Here is a 24097-nt window from a genome sequence, read left to right on the forward strand (position 1 = left end):
GAAATGACTGCCTTATTGATCATCACGCTCGGACTTGCTTTACTGTACGGTATTTTAATGCTGTCGTATCTTTATGGTTGGGCCCGGTTGAAAAGTTTCGACCCTGCCGCCCACGCCTACACTTTCGACACGAAGGTATCTGTCATCATACCCGCACGGAACGAGGAAAGTAACATCCCCCAGCTCCTGGAAGCCCTCCAGCAGCAAAGCTACCCCGCCAACCTGTTCGAAGTGATCGTGGTAGACGATTTCTCGACGGATGGAACGGCGGATGCCGTGCGCTATTTTCCCGCCACCAACGTCCGTCTCCTTCGCATGGCCGATTTTGTCAGCCCGGAAGAGCGCCTCAATTCCTACAAGAAAAAAGCGATCGAAACGGCCATCGGCTCGGCCACCGGCCAGCTCATCGTGACCACCGACGCCGATTGCGTCATGGGCCCCAAGTGGCTGGAAGCCATCGTGAAATGCTACGAAACCCACAAGCCCAGGTTCATCGCCGCTCCCGTATCGTACCATAAGGAAAATTCCTTCTTCAAGAAACTCCAGTCCCTCGATTTCATGACCATGCAAGGCATCACCGGTGCCGTGGCCTACCTGCAATCGGGCACCATGTGCAACGGCGCCAACCTCGCCTACGAAAAGCAGGCCTTCGAAGAAGTGGGCGGCTTCACGGGCATCGACATGATCGCTTCGGGAGACGATATGCTGCTCATGTACAAAATTTACCACGCCTATCCCGGCAGCATCCATTATCTCAAATCGCGCGAGGCCATCGTGCGCACGTTACCGGTAGATACCGTGAAAGGCTTCATGAACCAGCGCATCCGCTGGTCGTCCAAAGCCGATAAATACGAAGACAAGCGCATTACCCGCGTGCTGGTGATCGTTTACCTCTGGAACGTCATGCTGTTGCTCATGGGCATCGTGGCCATTTTCACGCCGGCGCTGCGCATGTGGCTGGTGTGGCTCATGGCGTACAAGATCGTGCTGGAGCTGTTGTTCCTCCTGCCGGTGGCGTCGTTTTTCGGCAAACGTTCCCTGCTCCCGTGGTTCATTCCCGGGCAGCCGTTCCATATTATTTATGTAGTGCTCGCCGGATGGCTGGGCAAATTCGGGTCTTACGAATGGAAAGGGCGGCAGGTACAATAGCCGCCCTTTCTTTTTCGTGTTGTCATATCCGTGAGATAAGCCAGTTCCCGCTGGCGGTTTCGCGGATGTGCATGCGGTAGCGGGCCGTGTCGCCGAAGCTCCAGTCGAGATTGGCGCGCATCCAGGCTTTGAGGACGCCCACGTAGCGTTGGAGCTCGTCGTTCACCTCTTCCCCGAAATTCGGAATGGACTCGCTTAACATGATGAACCGGCGGACTTCCTCGTCGTGCATCCTCGCAGCCTCTGCCACGGCGGATTCCAGCGTAAGGGAACGCTCTTCCTTCAGAACCACCACCAGGTTGTGGACATCGCCCTGGCGGCGCTCCTTGTCGAACGAAAAAAGATCGTTGGCCCAGCACACTACGTTATTGCAGGCGAGGGAAAGCTGCTGCACGACGTCGTGGTTGCGCACTTCGTCGGGCAGGTAAATGTTTTCCAGGATCTCGATGAGCTCGATGTCGGCGTACAGCGCGCCGGTGTAAGGGCGTTTCTCGATGTAATCGGCAACGGACGGGGCTTTGTGGGCGATCCTGTTTTCCACTTCCCAGAGGCATGCGTCCAGGTAATCGGTCATGCTTTTCACGAAACGCTGCTGCCATGAGGGGCTGCCGAGGCGGCGCATCCGCTTCCAGAGATCGGCGAACCCGCCGGCCAGGGCCATCCCTTCTTCCGGCGCCACCACCGTGCTGTTGCGCAGGATCTGGCTCACGAACGAATGCACCATCTGGAGGTAGTCGACCTTGCCGAACATGGACTCGTCGTTCTTGTCGTCCAGCAAAAACAGCCAGGTGTTAAATTCCGCGGCGATGCATAATTCGAAACGGCCTGCCGTCGGGAACGCCCGGGAGGAAAGCATGGCAAAACGCGCGCGGTTAAAGCGTTCGCGGGCTTTTTCGGATTTTACGAGGCCGTATCGTGCGGCCCATTCTGCGGTGTGTTTTTCGGCTTCTTTGGCGAAGGGATTGAGCATAGAAGGGAACGGGCAGAAAATCTGCGGTAATTGGAGTGTTTGCATAAACTGTGTCGTTTAATAATGAATGATAAATCGGTTACTGACGGGATGTATAGCTAAATCGATCTCGTATCAGGGTATAGTTCCTTGATGTGCGTTAAGTTTTGAGTGGATATGTATTATTTCTGTGTCTCGTCTTAAGCCATAAAAATCACTGTTTGTCTATCAGCTAAGATTACGTTGGCATGCATGTAAACGTTGGCATCTCAACAAAGAAATTACGCAATTTGCGTCCCCTGCTATTGTACGGACCGAAGCCCGCATGTTGATTTTCGTGTGATCTCAAAAGAGGTCGTGACGCCGATGGGATTATATATGGACGATCGCGATAAATGGAAAAAAACGTACACGCAATTCTTCCGAAATGTCTCGTATTTGCGCTATTTTGGGAACCGCATGGACGCATTTACCCAACAGGCCTGGAAGCGGCTGCGCCGGAACAAGGGCGCCGTAGCCGGATTGGCTGTCATTTCGATGGCGCTGGTCATTGCCGTGTTCGCGTACGTTCTCGCGCCCGACGGTACATCGTTCGCCAACCGCATGGTACTGGAGATCGGCGGGCAAAGGCCGGGTTTCTCCGTGCATATGCTCTCCCTGCAACAATCGCATGCACCGGAAAAGGAAGGTTTCTTCCATCGCCTTATTTATGGTGAAACGGCGGCCGACGTCATGGTCCCCGTGAAAAGCTGGCGTTTTTCCAACGATTCCATTTTCGTTGATAAGTATGTGGACGAAGCCACTACGGCCCCGGAGCGTTATTCGCTGGCCGAAGTGCTGTACGGAAAGGATTCCACGATCGCGGACCCCCGCGCCGCACAGGCCCTGGTGGAAAAAGAGCATCTCCGCCGGAAAACTTTCCGGCTCGGTACCGATAAATTCGGGCGGGATATTTTAAGCCGCCTGCTGGTGGGCACTCGCGTGAGCCTCAGCGTAGGCTGCATCGCGGTGCTGATCTCGCTGACGATCGGGATCCTGCTCGGCGCCATCGCCGGGTATTTCCGCGGCGTGGCCGATGAAGCCGTGATGTGGCTCATCAACGTGATCTGGAGCATGCCTACCCTGCTGCTCGTTTTCGCCATCACGCTGGCGCTGGGAAAAGGTTTCTGGCAGGTTTTCATCGCTGTCGGGCTTACGATGTGGGTGAGCGTGGCGCGCATCATCCGCGGGCAGGTCATGGGATTGCGGGAGCTGCAGTTCGTGGAAGCCACGCGGGCGCTGGGGTACGGGCATGCCCGCACCATCGTCAGGCACATCCTGCCCAATATCCTCGGGCCCGTGATGGTGGTGGCGGCCGGTAATTTCGCCACGGCCATTGTGGTAGAGGCGGGACTGAGTTTCCTGGGCGTGGGGGTTCAGCCGCCGCAGCCGTCGTGGGGCCTCATGATCAAGGAGAACTATAATTTCATCATCACCCACAACCCCTTGCTGGCGCTTGCCCCAGGCCTCGCCATCATGTTGCTCGTACTGGCGTTCAACCTCCTGGGCAACGGGCTCCGCGACGCGCTCGACGTTCGCGGAAAAATTTGACGGGCATTAGATTTATTTTTAATTTTAAGATATTTAATAAGATCACCGATGTATCTGAAGAAAACCCTGCTCCTGCTGCTCTGCGCCTTCGCACTGGTAGCCCCGGGCTGTAAAAAGAAAAAAAGCGGCGATCCCGTGCCCAAGCCCGGGGAGGAAGCGGAATTGCAGGTGGATATCCCCGGCATTCACCTCAACCGCGACGATAACGCCGCGCAGGGCGCTACGCTGGAATTTACTATCAAATTGATTTCCAATCCTTTGCCGCCGGATGGCGTGACCATTACCGTTACCGCCACCAATCCCGCCGGCGAAGCGATCCCGCAAAACGCGAAAGTAACGACGAAAGAAGGTACTATTCAATTGACGCTCATAGGTTTACCGAAACGCCAGGTGGCAGATATCGTGGTGACCGTTACTTCCAACAACAAGCCGGGCAACACGAAAACCTACCGCTTCGGCGTCATGAACAAAACCGTTTAAAATCCGCTGCCATAAAGTAAAAGGGCGATTCCCGGCCGGGAACACCCTTTTTTTATTTAGGTTTGTACACTGATTCAATAGATTTTCATGCGAATAGCCGTGAATGCGCTTCCCCTTATCGAGGATTCTCCAGCCGATACCGGGAATGTGTCTACAGAAATGCTGGTCCGCCTGGCCAGGCTGCACCCCGACGTGGAATTTGTGCTCATCGCCAACCAGGCCTGGCTGCCCGCCGATCCCCTGCCGCTGAATGTACAGGTGGCGGTATTAAAACCTTTCATCAAAGGGAAAACCGGCCGGTTCATCTGGCGCAGGTACCAATGGCCGAAAATGGTGAAAAAGTTGAAAGCTGATAAGGTATTGTATTTCAACGATATATTGCCAATTCCCTTCGATGTCGAGTCTTATCTCGTCATGTCGCGGACGGGTATTTTGCCTTTTGGCGCTACGACAGACGAAAACATCCGCCGGTTCAAAAAAGTATTCGTCTTCTCCGATTTCGTGAAAGAGCAGCTGACCAACCGCTTCCCGCGGCTGGCAGACCGGATCGAGTTCCTCACGCCAGGGGGGAGCGAGGCTTATATACCGCTCAATTGGGAAGAAAGGGAAGAAGTGAAGCGGGAATACGCCGACGGGATGGAATATTACCTCGCCGTGGGCAGTATCGATCCTGCCAATAACATCATCCCCCTGCTGAAGGCTTTTTCCATGCTGAAGAAGCGCCTCCGGTCGAGCATCAAGCTGGTACTGGCGGGGCGGGCAACGCCGGAAGGGGAAGACATCGTGCAGGCTTTGCAGACATACAAATTCCGGCAAGACGTGATCTGGGTGCAGGATGCGGACGAGGCTTCGCTGGCCCGGCTGACGGGCGGGGCTTATGCGATCGTGCACACCGCGGGGGCCGACGGGCTGGCGGTGCCGATCCTGGCGGGACAGAAGTGCCAGGTGCCGGCCGTGGCGCTTTATGCCGGTGCGTCTCCCGAAGCGGGGCGCGACGCGGCGCTGAATGCCGTGCCGGACGATGTGACCGACCTGTCTGAAAAGATGAGCGCCCTCTATAAGGATGAAATGCTGCGCAGCAGGCTCCTCAACCATATGGCCCGCGTTCCCAGCTGGGACGATGCGGCCGAAACCCTCGGGCAGATCGTCACTTCCTGACTTTGCCGGGTAATTGCTTATTTTTGCGACTCAAACACCAAAAAGATACATGACGAAAAAATCTACCATCCAGATACAGGTGGCGCTCGATGAGCAGAAAGTGCCGGAATCGATCGAATGGACGGCTACCGACAGCACGGCCGACCGTATGAACAAAGCCAAAGCCATGATGGTTGCATTTTGGGACGGAACGGACCGTACGGCGCTCCGCATCGACCTGTGGACAAAGGAAATGATGGTGGACGAGATGGCAGATTTCTTCTACCAGACCCTCATGACCATGGCCGATACTTACCAGCGCGCTACGCCCTGGGCGGACCAGGCGGACGATATGCGTGCCTTTGCCGCCGATTTCTACAAGAAATTCGAAGAAAAACTCAAAAATCAAAACCAGTAACACTCCCCATATGTCTTTAGAGCAAACGATCAATACCGCCATGAAAACCGCCATGCTGGCCAAAGCTGAAGCCGAGCTCCGTGCCCTGCGCGCCATCAAGGCCGCCGTGCTGGTGGCTAAAACCGCGGAAGGCGCCACTGGTGAGCTGACCGAGGCCGACGAGCAGAAGATGTTACAGAAACTCGCCAAGCAACGGAAAGACTCCATCGAGATCTTCCGGCAGCAAAACCGGTTAGACCTGGCCGTGAAAGAAGAAGAAGAACTGGCCGTGATCGAGCGTTATCTGCCCAAACAGCTGTCTGAAGCGGAACTGCGCGCCGAAGTTTCGGCGATCATCACTGCCGTTGGCGCTTCCGGGCCTGCCGATATGGGCAAGGTGATGGGCGCCGCTACCAAGCAGCTGGCCGGTAAGGCCGACGGGAAGGCGATTTCCGCACTGGTGAAGGAATTACTGACCAAATAATCCAAATTGGCGATAGATGTCGTTTTCGCCATCCTCATGGCGTTCGCGCTGTACCGGGGATTCGTGCGGGGATGCATCGCCGCGGTTTTCTCGCTGGTAGCCTGTGTGATAGGGCTGGCGGCCGCTTTGAAACTGTCTGCCGTACTGGCCGCATGGCTGGGGAAATCGGGGATGGACGGCCGCTGGTGGCCTGTTGTGTGCTTCATCGTCATATTCCTGGCCGTGGTGGTGCTGATACGCCTGGGCGCGGCGGCACTCGAAAAGGTGGTGGAATGGTCGATGCTGGGATGGGCCAACAAACTGGCAGGCATCCTGCTGTACGCTGTCATCTTCACCATCGTTTACAGCGTGCTCCTATGGCTCGCCAATCAACTGTACCTGCTGAATCCGGAGACGAAGCTCCAATCCGTTGTGTATCCCTATATTGAGCCCGTGGGACCGTGGGTGATGGACCGCCTCGGGAAGATAATCCCCCTCTTCAGGGACGTTTTTGCGGAACTGGAAGCCTTTTTTGAACGGGCCGCCGGCAAAATACCCGCACAAAACCCCTGATAACGGAGGTTATTTGAATTAAGAAAAAGAATTATTTTAGCGCAAAATTGACTCAAGCAACGGTAATGAATTACGAAATCAAAACACAGGGCAAATTCAAGTTCATCGAAGAAGGGGAAGGAGAACCGGTAATACTTTTGCACGGACTGTTCGGTGCCCTGAGTAATTTCAGTGGAACGATCGAGTATTTCAAGCAGTTCAATAAAGTGGTGATCCCCATGCTGCCCTTGTTTGACCTGAATATCCTGGAAACCTCCGTAGGCGGCCTGGCCAAATACGTACATAAATTCATCGAAGCCCTCGACTATAAAAATTTCCACCTCATGGGCAACTCCCTGGGTGGTCATGTGGCCCTCGTTTATATCCTCAAACACCCCGAAAGGGTCAAATCCCTCATTCTTACCGGCAGCTCCGGGCTGTTCGAGAACGGGATGGGCGAAACATATCCCAAACGCGGCGATTACGAATACATCCGCAACAAAACCGCGCTCACGTTCTATGATCCGGCTATGGCAACGAAGGAACTGGTAGACGAAGTATTCGAAATTACCAGCAACCGGCTGAAAGTCATCAAGATCATCACCCTCGCCAAATCCGCCATCCGCCACAATCTCGGCGAAGAGCTCACCACCATCAAAACCCCGACGCTCCTCATCTGGGGCCTCAACGATACGGTGACGCCACCCATGGTAGGCGAGGAGTTCCATAAGCTGATCCCCAATTCCGAACTGCATTTCATCGACAAATGCGGCCATGCGCCCATGATGGAAGTGCCCGACGAATTCAACCGGATCATGCACGACTATCTCCAGCGCCTCAACAACAAAACCGTAGCCGGAGCCTAGCAACCGCCCGTCATCGCTGCTGCACCATTGCTCCGCGATTCCGTAATTTTTAATAGCGCATCCGCTGGCTATTGGAATATTCTTTGCTATTATTGTGAAAGAAACACGATCTCTATGTTGGTGCAGGAACTTATATCGACCGTTGTACCGGTGCTGCTGCCGCAGGATACCGGTGCCAAGGCGCTGCGGCTCATGAATGAATTTCATCTGACGCATTTGCCGTTGGTGGTGGATAACAAGTACACCTACCTCGTGGAAGAAGACCAGGTGCTGGATTGGGAAGACCCCGACCAGCTGCTGGAAACCGCTCCGCCCGGCCCCCTCAGGCCCGCAGTACCCGAAGGCGCGCACTTTTATGAAGCACTGAAAGTGTTTTACGATTTCAAACTGTCTGCCCTCCCCGTAATTTCCCGGGAAGGCGAATATCTCGGCGTCATCACCCGCGAAAACCTCCTCGCCGCCCTCGCCATGTACAACGGCGTCAAAGAGCCCGGCGGCGTGGTAGTGCTCGAAATGGAGCCCCGCGACTATAGCCTCAGCGAAATCGCGCGGATCGCCGAAAGCAACGAAGTCACCCTCCTGAGCGTAAATACCCTCACCAATCCCGCCACCGCCAAACTGGAAGTGGTGCTCAAAACGAACCGCCAGGAAATGCAGGGGCTCATCGCCACCTTCGAAAGATTTAATTACACCATCAAATACATGTTCAGTGAAGAGCAGGAAGAAGATCTCCTCAAAAAGAACTATGATCTGCTCATGAACTACATCAGCATGTAGTTTTCGAAAATGCAACTGTTTGCGCACTGTTTTTAACATATCCGGCCTGTGGCTCTGCCTCCTCGCCGCACTGCCCGCCCGCGCACAGGTCGTTGACTCCGCCGCCAGTCCCGCGCCGCAGCAGTTGACCGTTTTGCAGGACACGTCGTACATTGTCGTACGCGACATCGTTGTGGCCGGCAACAAACGCACCCGCCGCTCCATCATCCTCCGCGAAATCGGCATCAAGCCCGGAGACACCATCCGCCTCCGTAATCTCAACACCATCCTCGAGGCCAACCGGAAACAATTGCTCAACACTTCGCTGTTCCTCAATGTCTTGTACAATGTCAAAGACTGGCAGGGAAATGAAGCCAATATCGTGTTCGACGTCTGGGAACGATGGTACCTCCTCGCGTTCCCCGTTTTCAAACTGGCAGACCGGAACTTCAACCAATGGTGGGTGGAACAGAAAAAAAGCCTCCGCCGCGTGAACGTAGGCGTAAAAGCCTGGCAGGATAATTTGACAGGGCGCAACGACGAGCTGTATACCGATATATCTTTCGGGTACACGCAGAAGTTCGTGCTCGGGTACACCCTTCCCTACATCGACCGCAAATTGCGCCATGGCATCGGGTTTTCGGCCTCTTTCAGCCGGAACCGCGAGATCAATTATATATCTGAAAACAACAAGCAGCAATTTTTCCGGCAGGATGATTTCCTCCGCCGGCAGATGGCTTTCGGCGTAAGTTATACCTATCGCAAAGCAATTTCCACCCGCCACCAGGCTTTTCTCACCTATTTCAGCGAGAAAGTGGCCGATTCCGTGGCCGTCCTCAACCCGGATTATCTCGGCAAGGGGCGGAACGGCGTGCATTACGCGGAGCTTTTGTACCGGCTGGATTATATCCAGGCAGACAGCTGGCAATATCCGCTGGTCGGGCAGTCGTTCCGCGGCGAGATATCCAAAGCCGGTTTTGGGCCGGTGAACGACATTCATTACGTGAAAATCCGGTTGAAGGGGGCCAAATACTGGCAATATGCCCCGAAAACATACGGCGCCGTAAGCCTGCTGGGCCAGGCGAAATTCACGGACGAGCTGCCGTACGCGGCTTCCCGGGCCATGGGGTACCAGGAAGATTACCTCCGCGGGCTGGAATATTATGTGGTGGACGGAACGGCGTTCTTTATCCTGAAAAATACCCTGCGGCGGGAATTGCTTAACTTCAAGATGAAGCTCCCCATCGTCCCGAAAAAATTCAGCAACCTGCCCATCCGCGTGCTGGCGAAGGCTTATGGCGATATGGGATATGGGTACTCGAAGCACGGCCTCAACGGGCAGCTGAGCAACCGCATGCTGTATACCGCCGGCGTGGGGATCGACGTGGTATCTTTTTACGACACCTGTGTCCGCTTCGAATACAGTATCAACCAAATGGGAGAAAAAGGACTATTTTTACACGCTAAACTGGATATGTAAAATGCATGTAGCCCTTTACAGCCGCGGCTTTGTCAAGGAAGACCTGGAAGATATACAACTGTTGCTGAACGAACTGGCAAGGCAGGAAATAGTGCCCGTCGTGTATGAGCCCCTCTACAAGGAGCTCTGCGCGCACATCCAGTTTTTCCCTCAAACCGATACGTTCTCCTGCGCCGAAGACCTCGACGGCCGCATCGAATTCCTCGTGAGCCTCGGGGGAGACGGCACCCTGCTCGACACGGTGAGCTTCATCCGCGATAAAAACATCCCCGTGATGGGCGTTAACTTCGGCCGCCTGGGGTTCCTCGCCGGCATCGGCCGCAACGCCGTGCATGAAGTGGTGGATTCGCTCGTGAGCCGGAGCTACGTGGTCGATAAGCGGACCCTCCTCCATCTGGATGCCAGCACACCCCTTTTCGGCGATGTGCCCTATGCCCTCAACGAATTCACGATCCACAAGAAAGATACCTCCGCCATGGTGAAGATCCACACCTACCTGAACGGCGAGTTCCTGAATACTTATTGGGCTGACGGGCTCATCGTGGCCACGCCCACCGGTTCTACCGGCTATTCCCTCAGCTGTGGCGGGCCGATCGTGTTCCCCGAAGCCGCGAGCTTCGTCATCACGCCCGTGGCGCCACATAACCTGAACGTAAGGCCCATCGTGGTGCCCGACGACAATGTCATCTCGTTCGAAGTGGAAGGCCGGTCGGACCAGTTCATCTGTACGCTCGATTCGCGGATGGAGGTGATCGACAACCGGGTGCAGCTGGCCGTGAAGAAGGAGGATTTTACCATTCAACTCTTGCGCCTGAACGAAAGTAATTTCCTGCATACGTTGAGAGACAAGCTGTTGTGGGGGATCGACACGCGGAATGCGCGGGGGAAATAACCGCGGCGCGCTTTTTTTGTCATACGAAAATGCCCTAAATTACGTTTTAGTCATATTTATGCTGATTACGCGAATTTTATGCAAGACAGCCGGGATAGCGGCGCTTTTTTGTGCCGGGTGGCTCAACCCCGCCATGGCGCAGAACGAGCTGAGCTATGTGGGGGAGTTGGGCTTTACGGCCGGGGCAGCCCATTATTTCGGCGATCTCAATACGCACGGCGGGCTGAAGGCGCCCAAGCCGTCGGTCGGCATTTTCTACCGGAAGTATTTCAACGATTATATCGGCGCCCGTGCGCATTTCCGGTTCATGAACGTGGGATATTCGGACGTATACAGCTCCAACGACTTCCAGCGCCGCCGGAACCTGAGCTTCAACTCAAACATATATGAGTTGGCGGTGCAGGGGGATTTTAACTTTTTCCGGTTTGAGCCGGGGAGCCAGGATTATCGTTTTTCGCCGTATCTGACGGTGGGGGCTTCGGCGTTCCATTTTAACCCGTACGCGTATTACCAGGACCGTAAGTATTACCTGCAGCCTTTGGGGACGGAGGGGCAGCATTCCGGTCTTTTCCCCGACAGGAAGCCATATTCTCTCTATAATTTCGCGTTTTTGATCGGCGGAGGGCTGAAATACAGCCTGAACCGGCGTTTGAACCTGGGGCTGGAGGTGTTGTACCGTTTTGCGCAGACAGACTACCTGGATGACGTAAGTACCACCTACGCGGGGCTTTCCGCCTTCCCCAACAAGCCGGACGGCAGCAGTACCATTGCTGCAATTTTGCAGGACCGGTCTACCGTTACCTCCAACCCGCCCATCGGCGAGGCGGGCCGCCAGCGGGGCAATAGCCGCGACAAAGACCAGTTTGCCACTATCGAGATCACTTTGGGCATCCTTTTCACTTCCTACCGCTGTAAATTTTAACCCGCTAAGCCGCTGCGGACGGCCATTCCCGTTAAAACTACGTTAAAACGGCCCGCCCCCCTTTGCAGGAAAGGCCATAAAGTTATTTTTGTATCTTTGCACACTTTTAGTAAATCTGTATTAATACGCCTGAACTAGTCATGAGTTTGAAGGATCAATTAGACCTGCAACGACTGCCCCGACACATCGCCATCATCATGGACGGTAATGGCCGATGGGCCAAGGAGCGGGGTCAGGACCGGCTGTACGGGCATCATCAGGGAGTGGAAAGTGTGCGGGATATAGTGGAAGGTTGCGCCGAACTGGGCGTGGAATACCTGACGCTGTACGCCTTTTCTACCGAAAACTGGGACCGCCCGGTTTATGAAGTCAACGGCATTATGGAGCTGCTGGTGACTACCATCCGCAAGGAAGTAGACACCCTCAACCGAAATAATATCCGGCTGCATGTGATTGGAGACATGAACATGTTGCCCCCCCATTGCCAGCGCGAACTGGAGGAAGCACGGGAAATCACCTCCCATAACGGAGGCCTGAACCTCGTGATGGCCCTCAGCTACAGCTCCCGCTGGGAAATTCTCGAAGCCGTGCGCGCCATCGCGCGGGACGCGAAAGAAGGAAAAATCAATCCGGAAGATATCAACCACGAAAGCTGGTCAAAATATCTCAGTACTTCCCAACTGCCCGATCCCGAGCTGATGATCAGGACCTCAGGGGAACACCGCATCAGCAATTTCCTTTTATACCAGATCGCCTACGCGGAACTGTATTTCACCAATACCCGCTGGCCCGACTTCCGCAAGGAAAACCTTTACGAAGCCATCCTCAATTATCAAAACAGAGAACGTAGATTCGGCAAAACAAGCGAACAAATACAGCAGAATGAAGAAATTGTTTCCTAAAAGCCTACTGGCCGTAGTTTTATGTTGCAGCGCGGGATTAACTGTGCGTGCCCAACAAAGGGATACGGTACCCCTGCCAAATCCACCGGCAGGCATCAGCCCCTGGTCCCTGGGCAACCCACAACAGTACGAGATAGCCGATATCGCCGTTTCTGGCACCGAGTTCCTCGACAAATCCCTCCTCATGTCCCTCTCCGGCCTTAACGTGGGCGATAAAGTAGTGCTGCCCGGCGACCATTTCGCCAAGGCCATCCAGGCACTCTGGGGACAACGACTTTTTTCCAACATCGCCATCTATATCACTAAAATCGAAGGAGAAAAAATCTGGCTGGAAATTTCCCTCGTGGAAAAACCCCGTATGTCCAACTTCTTCTGGAAAGGGATCAAAAAATCGGATGGCGACGAGCTGACCACCAAGGCCGGCATCCGCAAGGGTAGCGTGGTAACCGAAGCCATGCAGCAAAACACCTACAACGTTATCCGTAAATACTACGCCGATAAAGGTTTCCGCAACGTGTCCATGAGAATGGACATCCGCAAGGACCCCCCTCCGGCCGTGAATTCTGCTACCGTGTATTTCTTCGTGGACAAGGGCCACAAGGTAAAAGTGAACGATATCAACGTGGTCGGCAATTATAACGTCGCCGAAAACACGATCAAAAAGAAAATGAAGGGCACCAAGGAATTGAGCCACTTCACCCTGTACCCCGATATGGCCAACGCCTGGATCGACAGCATGGCCACCACCGACACCTACTGGCAGGACATGGGATGGCTCTCGCCGACCCGCACCCTCCAGCAGCTGGACCCCTACTTCCGCTTCAAGCTCTTCGCCTCCGCGAAGTTCAACGACGCCAAATACGAGGAAGACAAGGAAAAGATCATCGCCTACTACAACTCCAAAGGCCACCGCGATTTCCAGATCGTGGACGATACGCTGTATAACAACGCCAAAGGAAACCTGAACATCGAAATGAAGGTGGACGAAGGCAAGAAATATTATTTCGGGAACATCACCTGGAGAGGGAACACCGTCTATAGCGACACCATCCTTTCCCGCGCCATGGGCATCCAGAAAGGGGACGTGTATAACCTCGAACTGCTGAACAAACGGCTCGGAACGCCTCCCGGCCCCGAAGGCGGAGACATCAGCTCGCTGTATATGGACGACGGTTACCTTTTCTTCCAGATCGACCCCGTGGAGATCGGCATCCGGGGAGACACCATCGACTTCGAGATCCGCATGCAGGAAGGGCCCCAGGCTACGATCAAAGACATCCGCATCGCCGGTAACGAAAAAACAAACGAACACGTGATCCGCCGCGAACTGCGGACCATGCCCGGCGATAAATTCAGCCGCCAGAACCTCATCCGCTCCCAGCGCGAAATTTCCCAGCTCGGCTTCTTCAACCCCGAAACCATCGGCATCAACCCCGTTCCCAACGTACAGGAAGGGACCGTGGACATCGATTATAAAGTGGAAGAAAGAGCGAACGACCAGCTGGAACTGTCTGCAGGCTGGGGCGGGTACATCGGCCTCACCGGTACCCTCGGCGTAACGTTCAACAACTTCTCGCTGCGCAACATCTTCAAAAAGGAAACCTGGGACCCGTTACCTTCCGGCGACGGACAGAAACTCAGCGTTCGTATATCCTCCAACGGTAAGGCCTACCGTTCCTACAACTTCTCCTTCACCGAGCCCTGGCTCGGCGGGAAGAAACGGAACCCCTTCTCCGTAAACTTCTACAGCACTTACCAGAACCCGAACGCCTTCGCGGAATATTATAATATGCCCGTTACCAACAAAGGCGCATACTTCCGGGTACTCGGCGGCTCCGTTTCCATCGGTAAACAGCTGAAATGGCCGGACGACTTCTTCTCCATTATGTACGCTGTGAACTATCAGCGTTATAAACTGAAAGATTTTAACTACTTCGGGCTCGCCGGCTTCGATAACGGTACGGCCAATAACCTGTCGCTCCGTATCACCCTCGCGCGTTCTTCGGTAGACCAGCAGATCTTCCCGCGCAGTGGTTCCAGCTTCATGCTGTTCGGCCAGTTCACGCCGCCGTATTCCGTTTTCAATCCCGAAAAGGATTACAAATCCGAGCCGATCGCAGACCAGTTCAAATTTATCGAGTACCAGAAATACCGTATGAACGCCGAATGGTACGTGCCGCTGTCGCGCCCGCGCGGTACCGACAACAAGTCGCTGGTATTGAAAGTGGCCGCCAAGTTCGGTTACGTAGCTGCCTACAACGGCCGCACCACGCTTTCGCCTTTCGGCCGCTTCGAGCTGGGTGGCGACGGTCTGAGCAACTTTGCGGTGTATGACCGTGACATCATTTCGCAGCGCGGTTATCCGGTATATTATACCTCTAACCCGAAGCTCAATCCCGAAAGCGGTTCGCCGCCGAATGGGTACTCCGGCTTCACGATGTTTAATAAATATGTCGTGGAACTGCGCTATCCCTTCAGCCTGAACCCGAGCTCCACGATCTTCGGCCTCATGTTCCTGGAAGCAGCGAACGGTTACCGCGATATCAAGGAATACGATCCGTTCCGCCTGCGCCGCTCCGTTGGCCTGGGTGCGCGGTTCTATCTCCCCATGTTCGGTCTGCTCGGTTTCGACTATGGCATAGGTTTGGATAGATTAACGCCCGGAGGCGGGCTCAAAAATGCAGGTAAATTCACCTTCATGCTGGGCTTTGAGCCGGAATAAGAAAATTATTATATATTGCGAAGCCTGATTTTCGCATAAAAAAATTACGACCGATGAAAAGAATCTTAATTACCATGATTTTGGTGCTCGGTGCCTTCGGTGGCGCTTTCGCACAGCGGTATTGTGTAATTGATACGAAATATATCCTGGAAAGCGTTCCCGACTATAAAGACGCGCAAAAGAAGCTCGACGCCGTAGCGGAACAGTGGCAGAAGGAAATCGACGCCAAATTCCAGGAGGTAGACAAAATGTACAAATCCTACCAGGCCGAATCGGTGATGTTGACAGACGATCTGAAAAGAAAGCGGGAAGATGAGATCATCGCCCGGGAGAAAGAAGCGAAAGACCTGCAGAAGAAAAGATTCGGTTATGAGGGCGACCTGTTCAAGAAACGCGAAGAACTGGTGAAACCTATCCAGGACAAGATCTACAACGCCGTTCAGAAGCTGGCCGCCAGCAGGATGTACGACTTCGTGCTGGATAAGTCCGGCGGGATCACGGTGATCTTCGCCGATCCGAAACTGGACAAAAGCGAAGAGATCCTGAAAGCATTGGGCGTGAAACAATGATCCCTTGAGACATCAGACCTATAAAAATTAAACATTCTACATTCTTTTAATCAACAAGACAACATCATCATGAAGAAGTTAGTAATCATCGCTATTGTCGCGTTCACCGGGTTTTGCAGCGTGAAGGCCAATGCACAGACCAAAATCGCGCACATCAACACCCAGGCTTTGATCGAAGCGATGCCCGATTATAAAAAAGCACAAACTGAAATCGAGACCTACGCAGGTACCCTCGAGAAAGAAAGCCAGGCACTGATCGCCGAGTACAACAACAAGGTTGCTGCCCTCGAAAAAGCGCCCAAAGACCAGAGCGAAGTCATGAAAGCCGCTCAGATCAAAGATATCCAGGATATCCAGAAGAGAATCCAGGATTACGAGCAAATCGCCCGCGAAAGAATCCAGAACAAACAGAACGAACTGCTGAAGCCCGTATACGATAAAGCCCGCAAAGCGATCGAAGACGTTGCCAAGGAGAAAGGTTATGCTTATGTGATCGACAACTCCGGCGGATCCCTCCTGGTTTCCCCCGCTGCCGACGACATCCTCGCCCCGGTGAAAACCAAACTGGGCGTACCCGCTACCGCAGCTCCCGCAGCCGCCAAATAAGCGTTAAGCTATTATAGAAAAGGCCCGGTATCTTGCCGGGCCTTTTTAATGCATTGAATATCAGATGAAAAAATGAACGTTAAGGACGAATACTTCAGATTTTTCCAAGTTTTTCAGGATTATACTTTACTGAAAATCAATCGATTAATCGATCATGCTTTCAGTGCATAGATTTTTCTATCCTTTCCATTTCATTTTTAGATAAAAAAACCTACCTTTGCCTTCCGTTTTAAACGGGGCTGATCACAGTCTGCCCGCCCGAAAAACGGATGGGTAAACAGTTTTAAGTACAAGTAGAAAATATTAAAAACGATGAAACGTACTTTTCAACCGCACAACAGACGCAGAAAGAGCGTACACGGTTTCAGAAAGAGAATGGAAACTGCCAACGGCCGTAAAGTATTGGCATCCCGCAGAGCTAAAGGTCGCAAAAAACTGACCGTATCTGACGAGCGCAAGCTGAAATAATTCCGTCATTAACTCATATTGCCATAAAAACTTATTCTTTTAACAGAGAAGAGAAGTTAAAGAGCAGGAAAATGATTGAAACGCTTTTTCGTGAAGGAAAAGCGTTTTCTATTTTCCCCTGGCGCGTGATCTACATGCCCGCCCGCCTTACAACGGACAAATTCCCCGTTCAGGCCGGCTTCAGCGTGTCGGCACGCAAATTCCCCCATGCGGTAGACCGCAACCGCATCAAACGTCTCGGCCGCGAAACGTACCGCCTCCAAAAACAGGTATTGTACGACGCACTCCTCGCCAACTCCCGCCAGATGGCCGTTTTTTTTATCTACGTCGACAAAAAAATCCCCGATTTCGCTTCCCTCCAGCCCAAATTTTCGGTAATTTTAGAGAAACTCGCCAGGGAAGCCGGTAGAAAAGAACAGCCATGAAGCGATTGATGCAAATTTTGAGTATCCCGTTTATTTTGTTGATCAAGATCTATCAGTGGTGCATCAGCCCGCTGCTGGGCGCCAAGTGCAGGTACACCCCCACTTGCTCGCAGTACGGCCTCGAAGCACTGAAGAAACACGGCCTTTTCAAAGGAGGATGGCTCGCCGCCAAAAGAATCCTCAGTTGCACCCCCTGGGGCGGTCACGGTTACGACCCCGTGCCCTGATTCAATCATCCCGAAACACTGACTCCCATGCGGAAATCCAGGAAAATCATGTTGTTCGCGCTCATAGGCATCGCCGGTCTGGCACTCGCCTTCCGCAGCAGCGACAAATACTTCCTCATCGCCAAAAACCTAGACATCTTCGCCGCGTTCTACCGCGAGCTCAATACCTATTATGTAGAAGACCTCCCGCCCGATAAACTCATGCAAACCGGCATCGAAGCCATGCTCGAAGAAACGGACCCCTACACCGACTTCGTCCCCGAAGAAGAGCTCGACGAGCTCCGGTTCATGGCCACCGGCAAATACGGCGGCGTTGGCGCTTCCATTTACACTGAAGGAGACTGGACCTCCATCACCGACGTGTACGAAGGCAGTCCCATGGACAAAGCCGGCGTAAAAGCCGGGGATATCATCGTTTCGCTCGATGGCAAAAGCGCCAAACACATGGAGCAGGACGTTGTCAGCCGCTACCTCAAGGGCACGGCCGGCACCCCGCTCAACATCGTGCTCCGACATCCCCTCAACAACACCGAAAAAACATACCGCATCATCCGGGAAGACATCAACGTGAAACCGGTGAGCTTCAGCGGGGTGATCCGTAAAAATATCGGGTACATCAAAATGACCCAGTTCACCGAAGGCAGCGCCGAACAGGTGCAACAGGCCTTCGAATCGCTCAGGAAACAGCATCCCGGCCTCGCCGGCGTGGTGCTCGACCTGCGCGGCAACCCCGGCGGCCTCCTTGAAGAAGCCGTTTCCCTCTCCAACATCTTTATCGACAAAGGCAAGCTCATCGTTTCCACCCGCGGGAAAGTGAAGAGCTGGGACCGGGAATATAAGACCAGCCTCTCGCCCATCGATAACCATATTCCCCTCGTGGTGCTCACCAGCCGCTCTTCCGCCTCCGCATCGGAGATCGTGGCGGGCGCGGTGCAGGACCTGGACCGGGGGCTTGTGGTGGGACAGCGCTCCTACGGCAAAGGGCTCGTGCAAACCACCCGTCCGCTTCCCTATAACGCCAAGCTGAAAGTGACGACCGCGCGCTATTACACGCCCAGCGGCCGTTGCATCCAGGCGATCGACTATTCGCACAGGAATGAAGAAGGCGAAGCGGATTATGTGCCGGATTCTCTCCGAAAATCGTTCACCACCGCAGCCGGAAGGCCCGTGAAAGACGGTGGCGGCATCGAACCGGATGCGCGCGTGGAAAGCACGGTGCTCAGCCAGATCGCCATTACCCTCCTGCGCAAACAGTTCATCTTCGACTACGCCACCCGTTATTATTACGCACATCCCCAAACGCCCGCCACCAGCGCGGATTTCGTAACCGACGGCATTTTCGATGAATTCCTGAAGTTCCTGGACGGTAAGGATTACAGCTACAAAACCCGCAGTGAAGAAGCGTTGGACAATTTCAGGACCACCGCTGCCCGCGAAAAATATTATGACGGCCTCACCAAAGAATTCGAGGCGCTCCAGGCAAAAATGAAGCACGACAAAAAGCAGGACCTGCTCCGTAACAAAGACGAAATCCGCCAGCTGCTCGAAGAAGAAATCGCCAACAGGTACTTCCCCCAGGCCGGGCGCATCGAGCGGTCGCTGGCGTGGGACAAGGACGTGGAAGAAGCCGTGACCCTGTTGCAAAGCCCGCAGAAATACCAACAGCTGCTGACCCGTAAGTGACGGTCCACCAGCCGTTTATCATAAAAATAGTTTAGCCATGCACGATTTGTTGCATGGCTAAATTGTTTTTCGTTCTTTTATAGCGACGCAATTGCACCCTCCACATATGAGTAACCATCGGTATTCCGCAGCATTGATCGCCTTATTTTCGTTCGCGGCCTGTACGGCCGGAAAGCAGTCCCGCACTGCAACAGCAACGCCAGTCAGCGTACTGAGCTACAATATCCATCACGCAAATCCGCCTTCGGCAGCAGATAAAATCGACATCGACGCCATTGCCCGGGTGATCGCCGATGCGAAGCCCGACCTGGTGGCTTTGCAGGAGGTGGACGTTCATACAACGCGCTCCGGCAGCGGATTGCACCAGGCGGAAGAACTGGCGGAACGGGCGGGGATGAAGGCGTTCTTCGCGAAGGGGATCGATTATGCGGGCGGGGAATACGGCATCGCCGTGTTGTCGAAATACCCGGTGATCGAGACCAGGCGTTATGCATTGACGACACTGGCGGGAACGGGCGGCGAGCCCCGCGCGCTGGCGACCGTGCTGGTGGAATTGCCCGGCGGGAAAAGGGTGTTGATGGCCTGCACGCATCTCGACGCACAGCGGAACGACAGCAACCGCATCGTACAGATGCGCGAAGTGACGGAGATTTTGTCGAAACAACCTTACCCGGTAATTGTGGCGGGAGATATGAACGCCTCGGCCGGTGGGCCCGTCATCCAGCAGCTGGACGCGCATTTCAGCCGTACCTGCAGCGATTGCGCCCCTACGATCCCCGTGGAGAAACCGCGCCGCTGTATCGATTTCATCGCCTATTCGAAAGGGAAATTTTCGGTGATCAGCCATGAAGTGATCCGGGAGACTTACGCTTCCGACCATCTTCCCGTCAAATCCATCCTGCAACCTGCATTCTAGTTGCAATTGTATTTGCTAAAATAATTAACTAAATTGACCAATCGAGCAACCACACGTACACGTAAAATCTATAAAAGTATCAACTCATGACCGACAACAACAAAAACAATTCCCGCCGTGGCTTTATCAACAAGCTGGCGAAAGGAGTTGTGGGAGCTTCGCTGATCCCGAATATCATCACCGCTGCCGACCGCCAGAAAAGCCTCCAGCAGCTGGCGCGTCAGAAAGATCATTACAGCGCCAACGACAATATCCAGATCGCCCTCATCGGTGCCGGCGGCATGGGTACCGAAGACGCGAACACAGCCATCAAAGTGCCCGGTGTGAAACTGGTAGCCGCCTGCGACCTGTACGACGGCCGCCTGGCAGACGCGAAGAAGAAATGGGGCAGCGACATTTATACTACCCGTGATTATAAGGAAATCCTGCAAAGGAAAGATATCGATGCCGTGATCATCGCCACGCCCGATTCCTGGCACAAAGACATCTCCGTTGCCGCCATGAACGCCGGCAAGAGCGTGTATTGCGAAAAACCCATGGTACACGACGTGAGCGAAGGTTCCGCCGTAGTGGACGCGCAAAACCGCAACAAAGGCGTGGTTTACCAGGTAGGCAGCCAGGGCGTTAGCTCGCTCGGCAACGAAAAAGCCCGCCAGCTGCTGAAGGACGGCGCCATCGGCGAGCTCAACTACGCAGAAGGCTTCTGGGCGCGTATGTCTGCCTTCGGTGCATGGCAATACCCCATCCCGGCAGATGCTTCCCCCGCTACCGTGGGTTGGGACGCGTTCCTTGCCAATAACAAAAAACGCGACTTCGATCCGCTGCGCTTCTTCCGCTGGAGGAACTACCGCGACTATGGTACCGGCGTTTCCGGAGACCTGTTCGTGCACCTGTTCAGCAGCCTTCACCTGGTGACCGGCTCCATCGGGCCCGAGAAAATCATGGCCACCGGTGGTCTCCGTTACTGGAAAGACGGCCGCGAAGTGCCCGACGTGATGCTCGGCATGTTCGACTATCCGCAAACCGAGATCCATCCCGCATTCAACCTGTCGCTCCGCGTAAACTTCGTAGACGGAACCGGCGGCACCAACTACCTCCGCATGGTGGGTAGCGAAGGCTCCATGACCGTTGAGTGGGACCGCGTGACCGTATACCGCAACAAAAACGCGTCCGATGCTTCCGACCCGCTGACTGCCGGCAAAAACGCCCGCGACAATGGCAAGCAGTTCGTATACGAAAGAAAGCACATGATGGACCCCGACAAGCTGGTCTACGAAGCGGAAGAAGGCTACAAAGGCGCGCATTTCGACCACTTCTACAACCTGTTCAATGCCATGCGCACCAAAGGTAAAGTGGCGGAAGATGCCATGTTCGGCTTCCGTGCCGCGGCGCCTGCGCTGCTGTGCAACGACAGCTACTTCCAGAACAAGATCATGCATTGGGACCCGAAGGCGCTCAAAGTCGTTAACAAATAAAATCGTACCGGTATGTTGAAGAGAGGGATCGTACCCGTGTTTGCGGTAGCCCTGCTGGGACTTGCTTCCTGCGGCAGCGGCGCTGCTGAAGGGGAAAAGAAAGACCCGGTAACGGCAGGCAACGAAAACGTGGACGCGGCTCCCGTTGCGGCGAATGCGTTGTCTGACGACGAGAAAGCCGCCGGCTGGAAACTGCTGTTCAACGGCAAGGACCTCGACGGATGGCGCGTTTATAAAGGAAAAGACGGCAAAACGTGGAGCGCTCTCGACGGTACGCTTCATTGTACCGGCAGCACTACCGACAAAAGCGATATGCGCGGAGACCTTATCACCACCGACCAGTACGAAAATTTCGAGTTGGAGGCAGACTGGAAGCTGGCGCCCCAGGGCAATAGCGGTATCCTCTACCTGGTGACCGAGGAGTTCGACGCGCCGTATATGAGCGGCCCGGAATACCAGATCATCGACGACAACAACTTTCCCGAAAAGCTCGAAGACTGGCAGAAATCCGGTGCCAACTACGCCATGAACCCGCCCTCGAAACTGGCGGCAAAGCCCATCGGCGAATGGAACCACACCCGGATCGTCGTGAACAAAGGCCACGTGGAACACTGGCTGAACGGCGAAAAGGTGGTGGATACGCAGATGTGGACGCCGGAATGGGAAAAGGAGAAAGCTACCGGCAAGTGGAAAGACTACAAGGGATATGGCACTGCGAAAAAGGGCCATATCTGCCTGCAGGACCACGGCAGCGAAATCTGGTTCAGGAACGTGAAGATCAAGCCGCTGTAAGGATGGCTAACGAAATAAAAAAGCCGGTTGTCTGTCGACGACCGGCTTTTTTTATGCGGAGGGCCCGCTTATTTGAAGCGTTTGCTCACTGCGTCCCAGTTTACCACGTTCCAGAAAGCGGCGAGGTACTCGGCGCGACGGTTCTGGTATTTGAGGTAGTAAGCGTGTTCCCACACGTCTACGCCCAGGATGGGAGTGCCTTTCACTTCTGCCACGTCCATCAGGGGATTGTCCTGGTTGGGGGTGGAAGAGATTTCGAGCTTTCCGTCTTTGAGGAGCAGCCAGGCCCAGCCGGAGCCGAAGCGGGAAACGCCTGCGGCGTTGAATTTCTCCTTGAAAGCGTCGAAAGAACCGAAAGTGCTGTTGATCGCGTCTGCCAGGGCGCCGCTGGGCGTGCCGCCGGCGTTGGGGGCGAGGGATTCCCAGAAGAAGGAGTGGTTCCAGTGGCCGCCGCCGTTGTTGCGTACTGCGGGGCTGATGCTGCCGGCTTTGGCAACCAGCTCTTCGAGGGATTTATTTTCGTTCTCGGTGCCAGCGATAGCCTTGTTCAGATTGTCTACATAAGCCTGGTGGTGCTTACCGTGATGGATTTCCATCGTCATTTTATCGAAGTGCGGTTCCAGCGCATCGGACGCATACGGTAATGCAGGAAGGGTAAAAGCCATAATCCAATTTTTATGGGTGAAGAAATTGAGTTGTAATAGAGCACCAAATTTACGGCCGGATTCCGGAATTGTCAAACCCTTTATCGCTCTTGTTGTTATACCCTTTGTTAAGCCCTGGGAGACCATGTGGAGTTGCGTTTGGATATATGGCTTTTTATTTTATATTTACATAAAGGTGTTATAACATTTGCAGTGCGAATTTTTATATTCGTATAGTATTCATCGTTAGTTTTCACTATTGTTTGTTTAAAACATTCATAATGCAGGACATGGGTACAGAAAGTCGCGATTCTCATGATGCACTGTTATCGGAGAATGCGCAATTGAGGAGCCGGCTGGAGCATCTGGAAGCCATTATAGACAAGGTTCCGGCGATGCTGTACACGTCCAACAACTCCAAAAAGGCAGTGAACTGGTGCAACGTTCAACTGACAGACACGCTGGGGTATAGTCGTGACGAAATTTTAGCGCTGGGCACAGAATTCTTCCGGCAGGTAACCCACCCGGACGATATGAGCATCCTGGCCATTTCGCAGCAGAAGTTTTCGGAGAAGAAAACGATGTTCGGCGGGGTGATGCGCGTGCGCCGGAAGCACGATCCCGACTGGTTTTGGGTAGTAGGCCTGGGCTTGCCGTTCACGTTCGACGCGCAGGGGAATGTGGTGGACGTGATTTGCGTATTCCTCGATTTTTCGAACGCTTTGGACACGGGGAACCAGATTTCGGAGGCGCTCCGCGTAGTGCTGCGCCGCCGGAACGAAGACGTATTGAACAAGCTGACCGCCCGGGAGAAGGATATTTTCATGCTAGCCGCGCGCGGCTTCAATAACAAGGAAATTGCGGAACGGCTGAACCTGAGCCGGTATACCGTTGAAACCCACCGGAAAAATATCCGGTTAAAATTAAAAGTCAGGAATACCCCCGAGCTCGTGGCCCTCGCCAGGCAAATCGGCGTACAATAACCCCCTGACCCATACATGATTATCAACTTACATAAGTTCAATTCGTAATTTA

At 54.0% G+C, this 24097-nt stretch carries 26 protein-coding genes; 24 read left to right on the plus strand and 2 right to left on the minus strand.

Annotated elements, in window-relative coordinates:
• The first annotated feature begins 3 nt into the window (after positions 1-3).
• Positions 4-1149: a glycosyltransferase gene (locus ACQKLP_RS02390; RefSeq protein WP_427319701.1), complete on the plus strand. Its 1146-nt coding sequence runs from the start codon at positions 4-6 to the stop codon at positions 1147-1149.
• 22 nt (positions 1150-1171) lie between these two features.
• Here the strand turns inward: ACQKLP_RS02390 and ACQKLP_RS02395 are convergent, their stop codons facing one another.
• On the minus strand, positions 1172-2164 hold the full coding sequence (locus tag ACQKLP_RS02395; protein WP_427319703.1) for a terpene synthase family protein: 993 nt from the start codon (positions 2162-2164) through the stop codon (positions 1172-1174).
• A gap of 393 nt (positions 2165-2557) precedes the next feature.
• Between ACQKLP_RS02395 and ACQKLP_RS02400 the strand changes: the two genes are divergently transcribed.
• From ACQKLP_RS02400 to ACQKLP_RS02505, 22 genes are all read left to right on the plus strand, one after another.
• A complete protein-coding gene (locus ACQKLP_RS02400) occupies positions 2558-3688 on the plus strand; it encodes an ABC transporter permease (RefSeq protein ID WP_427319705.1) in 1131 nt (376 codons plus the stop codon).
• Between the two features lie 48 nt (positions 3689-3736).
• Positions 3737-4168 (plus strand): hypothetical protein, encoded by a 432-nt coding sequence (locus tag ACQKLP_RS02405; RefSeq protein ID WP_427319707.1) that lies wholly within the window; start codon positions 3737-3739, stop codon positions 4166-4168.
• A gap of 87 nt (positions 4169-4255) precedes the next feature.
• Positions 4256-5326, plus strand: a complete 1071-nt coding sequence (locus tag ACQKLP_RS02410; protein WP_427319709.1) for a glycosyltransferase — start codon at positions 4256-4258, stop codon at positions 5324-5326.
• A gap of 49 nt (positions 5327-5375) precedes the next feature.
• Positions 5376-5723: a gliding motility protein GldC gene (gldC, locus tag ACQKLP_RS02415; RefSeq protein ID WP_427319711.1), complete on the plus strand. Its 348-nt coding sequence runs from the start codon at positions 5376-5378 to the stop codon at positions 5721-5723.
• A gap of 10 nt (positions 5724-5733) precedes the next feature.
• Complete coding sequence (locus ACQKLP_RS02420) at positions 5734-6186, plus strand: GatB/YqeY domain-containing protein (RefSeq protein WP_427319713.1); 453 nt, start codon at positions 5734-5736, stop codon at positions 6184-6186.
• A 6-nt stretch (positions 6187-6192) separates the two neighbouring features.
• The gene (locus ACQKLP_RS02425; protein WP_427319715.1) at positions 6193-6738 is read left to right on the plus strand and encodes a CvpA family protein; all 546 of its coding nucleotides are present in this window, start codon (positions 6193-6195) and stop codon (positions 6736-6738) included.
• Between the two features lie 65 nt (positions 6739-6803).
• On the plus strand, positions 6804-7583 hold the full coding sequence (locus ACQKLP_RS02430; RefSeq protein ID WP_341842468.1) for an alpha/beta hydrolase: 780 nt from the start codon (positions 6804-6806) through the stop codon (positions 7581-7583).
• 114 nt (positions 7584-7697) lie between these two features.
• The gene (locus ACQKLP_RS02435; RefSeq protein ID WP_427319717.1) at positions 7698-8360 is read left to right on the plus strand and encodes a CBS domain-containing protein; all 663 of its coding nucleotides are present in this window, start codon (positions 7698-7700) and stop codon (positions 8358-8360) included.
• A gap of 19 nt (positions 8361-8379) precedes the next feature.
• Positions 8380-9819, plus strand: a complete 1440-nt coding sequence (locus tag ACQKLP_RS02440; RefSeq protein ID WP_427319719.1) for a POTRA domain-containing protein — start codon at positions 8380-8382, stop codon at positions 9817-9819.
• Position 9820: 1 nt separating this feature from the next.
• Positions 9821-10711: an NAD kinase gene (locus ACQKLP_RS02445; protein WP_427319721.1), complete on the plus strand. Its 891-nt coding sequence runs from the start codon at positions 9821-9823 to the stop codon at positions 10709-10711.
• A 133-nt stretch (positions 10712-10844) separates the two neighbouring features.
• The gene (locus ACQKLP_RS02450) at positions 10845-11633 is read left to right on the plus strand and encodes a DUF6089 family protein (RefSeq protein WP_427319723.1); all 789 of its coding nucleotides are present in this window, start codon (positions 10845-10847) and stop codon (positions 11631-11633) included.
• 140 nt (positions 11634-11773) lie between these two features.
• The gene (locus ACQKLP_RS02455) at positions 11774-12535 is read left to right on the plus strand and encodes an isoprenyl transferase (protein WP_126245743.1); all 762 of its coding nucleotides are present in this window, start codon (positions 11774-11776) and stop codon (positions 12533-12535) included.
• A gap of 43 nt (positions 12536-12578) precedes the next feature.
• Positions 12579-15257: a BamA/OMP85 family outer membrane protein gene (locus tag ACQKLP_RS02460; RefSeq protein WP_427319726.1), complete on the plus strand. Its 2679-nt coding sequence runs from the start codon at positions 12579-12581 to the stop codon at positions 15255-15257.
• A gap of 53 nt (positions 15258-15310) precedes the next feature.
• Positions 15311-15826, plus strand: a complete 516-nt coding sequence (locus ACQKLP_RS02465) for an OmpH family outer membrane protein (RefSeq protein WP_341842474.1) — start codon at positions 15311-15313, stop codon at positions 15824-15826.
• Positions 15827-15895: 69 nt separating this feature from the next.
• Complete coding sequence (locus ACQKLP_RS02470; protein WP_126245740.1) at positions 15896-16432, plus strand: OmpH family outer membrane protein; 537 nt, start codon at positions 15896-15898, stop codon at positions 16430-16432.
• Between the two features lie 312 nt (positions 16433-16744).
• Positions 16745-16900, plus strand: a complete 156-nt coding sequence (gene rpmH / locus ACQKLP_RS02475; RefSeq protein WP_012788729.1) for a 50S ribosomal protein L34 — start codon at positions 16745-16747, stop codon at positions 16898-16900.
• 23 nt (positions 16901-16923) lie between these two features.
• Positions 16924-17325, plus strand: coding sequence for a ribonuclease P protein component (locus ACQKLP_RS02480; RefSeq protein ID WP_427324354.1), 402 nt, complete (start codon positions 16924-16926; stop codon positions 17323-17325).
• A gap of 38 nt (positions 17326-17363) precedes the next feature.
• Positions 17364-17552 (plus strand): membrane protein insertion efficiency factor YidD, encoded by a 189-nt coding sequence (gene yidD, locus ACQKLP_RS02485; protein WP_427319730.1) that lies wholly within the window; start codon positions 17364-17366, stop codon positions 17550-17552.
• Positions 17553-17600: 48 nt separating this feature from the next.
• On the plus strand, positions 17601-19235 hold the full coding sequence (locus ACQKLP_RS02490; protein ID WP_427319732.1) for a S41 family peptidase: 1635 nt from the start codon (positions 17601-17603) through the stop codon (positions 19233-19235).
• Between the two features lie 106 nt (positions 19236-19341).
• Positions 19342-20151, plus strand: a complete 810-nt coding sequence (locus ACQKLP_RS02495) for an endonuclease/exonuclease/phosphatase family protein (RefSeq protein WP_427319734.1) — start codon at positions 19342-19344, stop codon at positions 20149-20151.
• An 86-nt stretch (positions 20152-20237) separates the two neighbouring features.
• Positions 20238-21626 carry a Gfo/Idh/MocA family protein gene (locus tag ACQKLP_RS02500; protein ID WP_427319736.1) on the plus strand — a complete coding sequence of 463 codons (1389 nt, stop codon included), beginning with the start codon at positions 20238-20240 and terminating at the stop codon, positions 21624-21626.
• Between the two features lie 12 nt (positions 21627-21638).
• A complete protein-coding gene (locus tag ACQKLP_RS02505) occupies positions 21639-22418 on the plus strand; it encodes a 3-keto-disaccharide hydrolase (RefSeq protein WP_427319738.1) in 780 nt (259 codons plus the stop codon).
• 68 nt (positions 22419-22486) lie between these two features.
• Here ACQKLP_RS02505 and ACQKLP_RS02510 read toward each other — a convergent pair whose 3' ends face one another.
• Positions 22487-23083, minus strand: coding sequence for a superoxide dismutase (locus ACQKLP_RS02510; RefSeq protein ID WP_341842480.1), 597 nt, complete (start codon positions 23081-23083; stop codon positions 22487-22489).
• A 269-nt stretch (positions 23084-23352) separates the two neighbouring features.
• Between ACQKLP_RS02510 and ACQKLP_RS02515 the strand changes: the two genes are divergently transcribed.
• Positions 23353-24045 (plus strand): LuxR C-terminal-related transcriptional regulator, encoded by a 693-nt coding sequence (locus ACQKLP_RS02515; protein ID WP_427319740.1) that lies wholly within the window; start codon positions 23353-23355, stop codon positions 24043-24045.
• The last annotated feature ends 52 nt before the right edge of the window (positions 24046-24097 follow it).

This window comes from Chitinophaga sp. NPDC101104 (assembly GCF_050277495.1).
Taxonomy (GTDB): domain Bacteria; phylum Bacteroidota; class Bacteroidia; order Chitinophagales; family Chitinophagaceae; genus Chitinophaga.

What these genes read in the sequence shown, in the direction of transcription:
- ACQKLP_RS02490 (WP_427319732.1), top strand. Translation starts at nt 17,601, where the DNA reads ATGTTGTTCGCGCTCATAGGCATCGCCGGTCTGGCACTCGCCTTCCGC.
- rpmH (WP_012788729.1), top strand. Translation starts at nt 16,745, where the DNA reads ATGAAACGTACTTTTCAACCGCACAACAGACGCAGAAAGAGCGTACAC.
- ACQKLP_RS02430 (WP_341842468.1), top strand. Translation starts at nt 6,804, where the DNA reads ATGAATTACGAAATCAAAACACAGGGCAAATTCAAGTTCATCGAAGAA.
- gldC (WP_427319711.1), top strand. Translation starts at nt 5,376, where the DNA reads ATGACGAAAAAATCTACCATCCAGATACAGGTGGCGCTCGATGAGCAG.
- ACQKLP_RS02455 (WP_126245743.1), top strand. Translation starts at nt 11,774, where the DNA reads ATGAGTTTGAAGGATCAATTAGACCTGCAACGACTGCCCCGACACATC.
- ACQKLP_RS02515 (WP_427319740.1), top strand. Translation starts at nt 23,353, where the DNA reads ATGGGTACAGAAAGTCGCGATTCTCATGATGCACTGTTATCGGAGAAT.
- ACQKLP_RS02500 (WP_427319736.1), top strand. Translation starts at nt 20,238, where the DNA reads ATGACCGACAACAACAAAAACAATTCCCGCCGTGGCTTTATCAACAAG.
- ACQKLP_RS02390 (WP_427319701.1), top strand. Translation starts at nt 4, where the DNA reads ATGACTGCCTTATTGATCATCACGCTCGGACTTGCTTTACTGTACGGT.
- ACQKLP_RS02400 (WP_427319705.1), top strand. Translation starts at nt 2,558, where the DNA reads ATGGACGCATTTACCCAACAGGCCTGGAAGCGGCTGCGCCGGAACAAG.
- ACQKLP_RS02450 (WP_427319723.1), top strand. Translation starts at nt 10,845, where the DNA reads ATGGCGCAGAACGAGCTGAGCTATGTGGGGGAGTTGGGCTTTACGGCC.
- ACQKLP_RS02395 (WP_427319703.1), bottom strand. Translation starts at nt 2,164, where the DNA reads ATGCAAACACTCCAATTACCGCAGATTTTCTGCCCGTTCCCTTCTATG.
- ACQKLP_RS02410 (WP_427319709.1), top strand. Translation starts at nt 4,256, where the DNA reads ATGCGAATAGCCGTGAATGCGCTTCCCCTTATCGAGGATTCTCCAGCC.
- ACQKLP_RS02405 (WP_427319707.1), top strand. Translation starts at nt 3,737, where the DNA reads ATGTATCTGAAGAAAACCCTGCTCCTGCTGCTCTGCGCCTTCGCACTG.
- ACQKLP_RS02445 (WP_427319721.1), top strand. Translation starts at nt 9,821, where the DNA reads ATGCATGTAGCCCTTTACAGCCGCGGCTTTGTCAAGGAAGACCTGGAA.
- ACQKLP_RS02495 (WP_427319734.1), top strand. Translation starts at nt 19,342, where the DNA reads ATGAGTAACCATCGGTATTCCGCAGCATTGATCGCCTTATTTTCGTTC.
- ACQKLP_RS02465 (WP_341842474.1), top strand. Translation starts at nt 15,311, where the DNA reads ATGAAAAGAATCTTAATTACCATGATTTTGGTGCTCGGTGCCTTCGGT.
- ACQKLP_RS02435 (WP_427319717.1), top strand. Translation starts at nt 7,698, where the DNA reads ATGTTGGTGCAGGAACTTATATCGACCGTTGTACCGGTGCTGCTGCCG.
- ACQKLP_RS02510 (WP_341842480.1), bottom strand. Translation starts at nt 23,083, where the DNA reads ATGGCTTTTACCCTTCCTGCATTACCGTATGCGTCCGATGCGCTGGAA.
- ACQKLP_RS02505 (WP_427319738.1), top strand. Translation starts at nt 21,639, where the DNA reads ATGTTGAAGAGAGGGATCGTACCCGTGTTTGCGGTAGCCCTGCTGGGA.
- ACQKLP_RS02470 (WP_126245740.1), top strand. Translation starts at nt 15,896, where the DNA reads ATGAAGAAGTTAGTAATCATCGCTATTGTCGCGTTCACCGGGTTTTGC.
- ACQKLP_RS02420 (WP_427319713.1), top strand. Translation starts at nt 5,734, where the DNA reads ATGTCTTTAGAGCAAACGATCAATACCGCCATGAAAACCGCCATGCTG.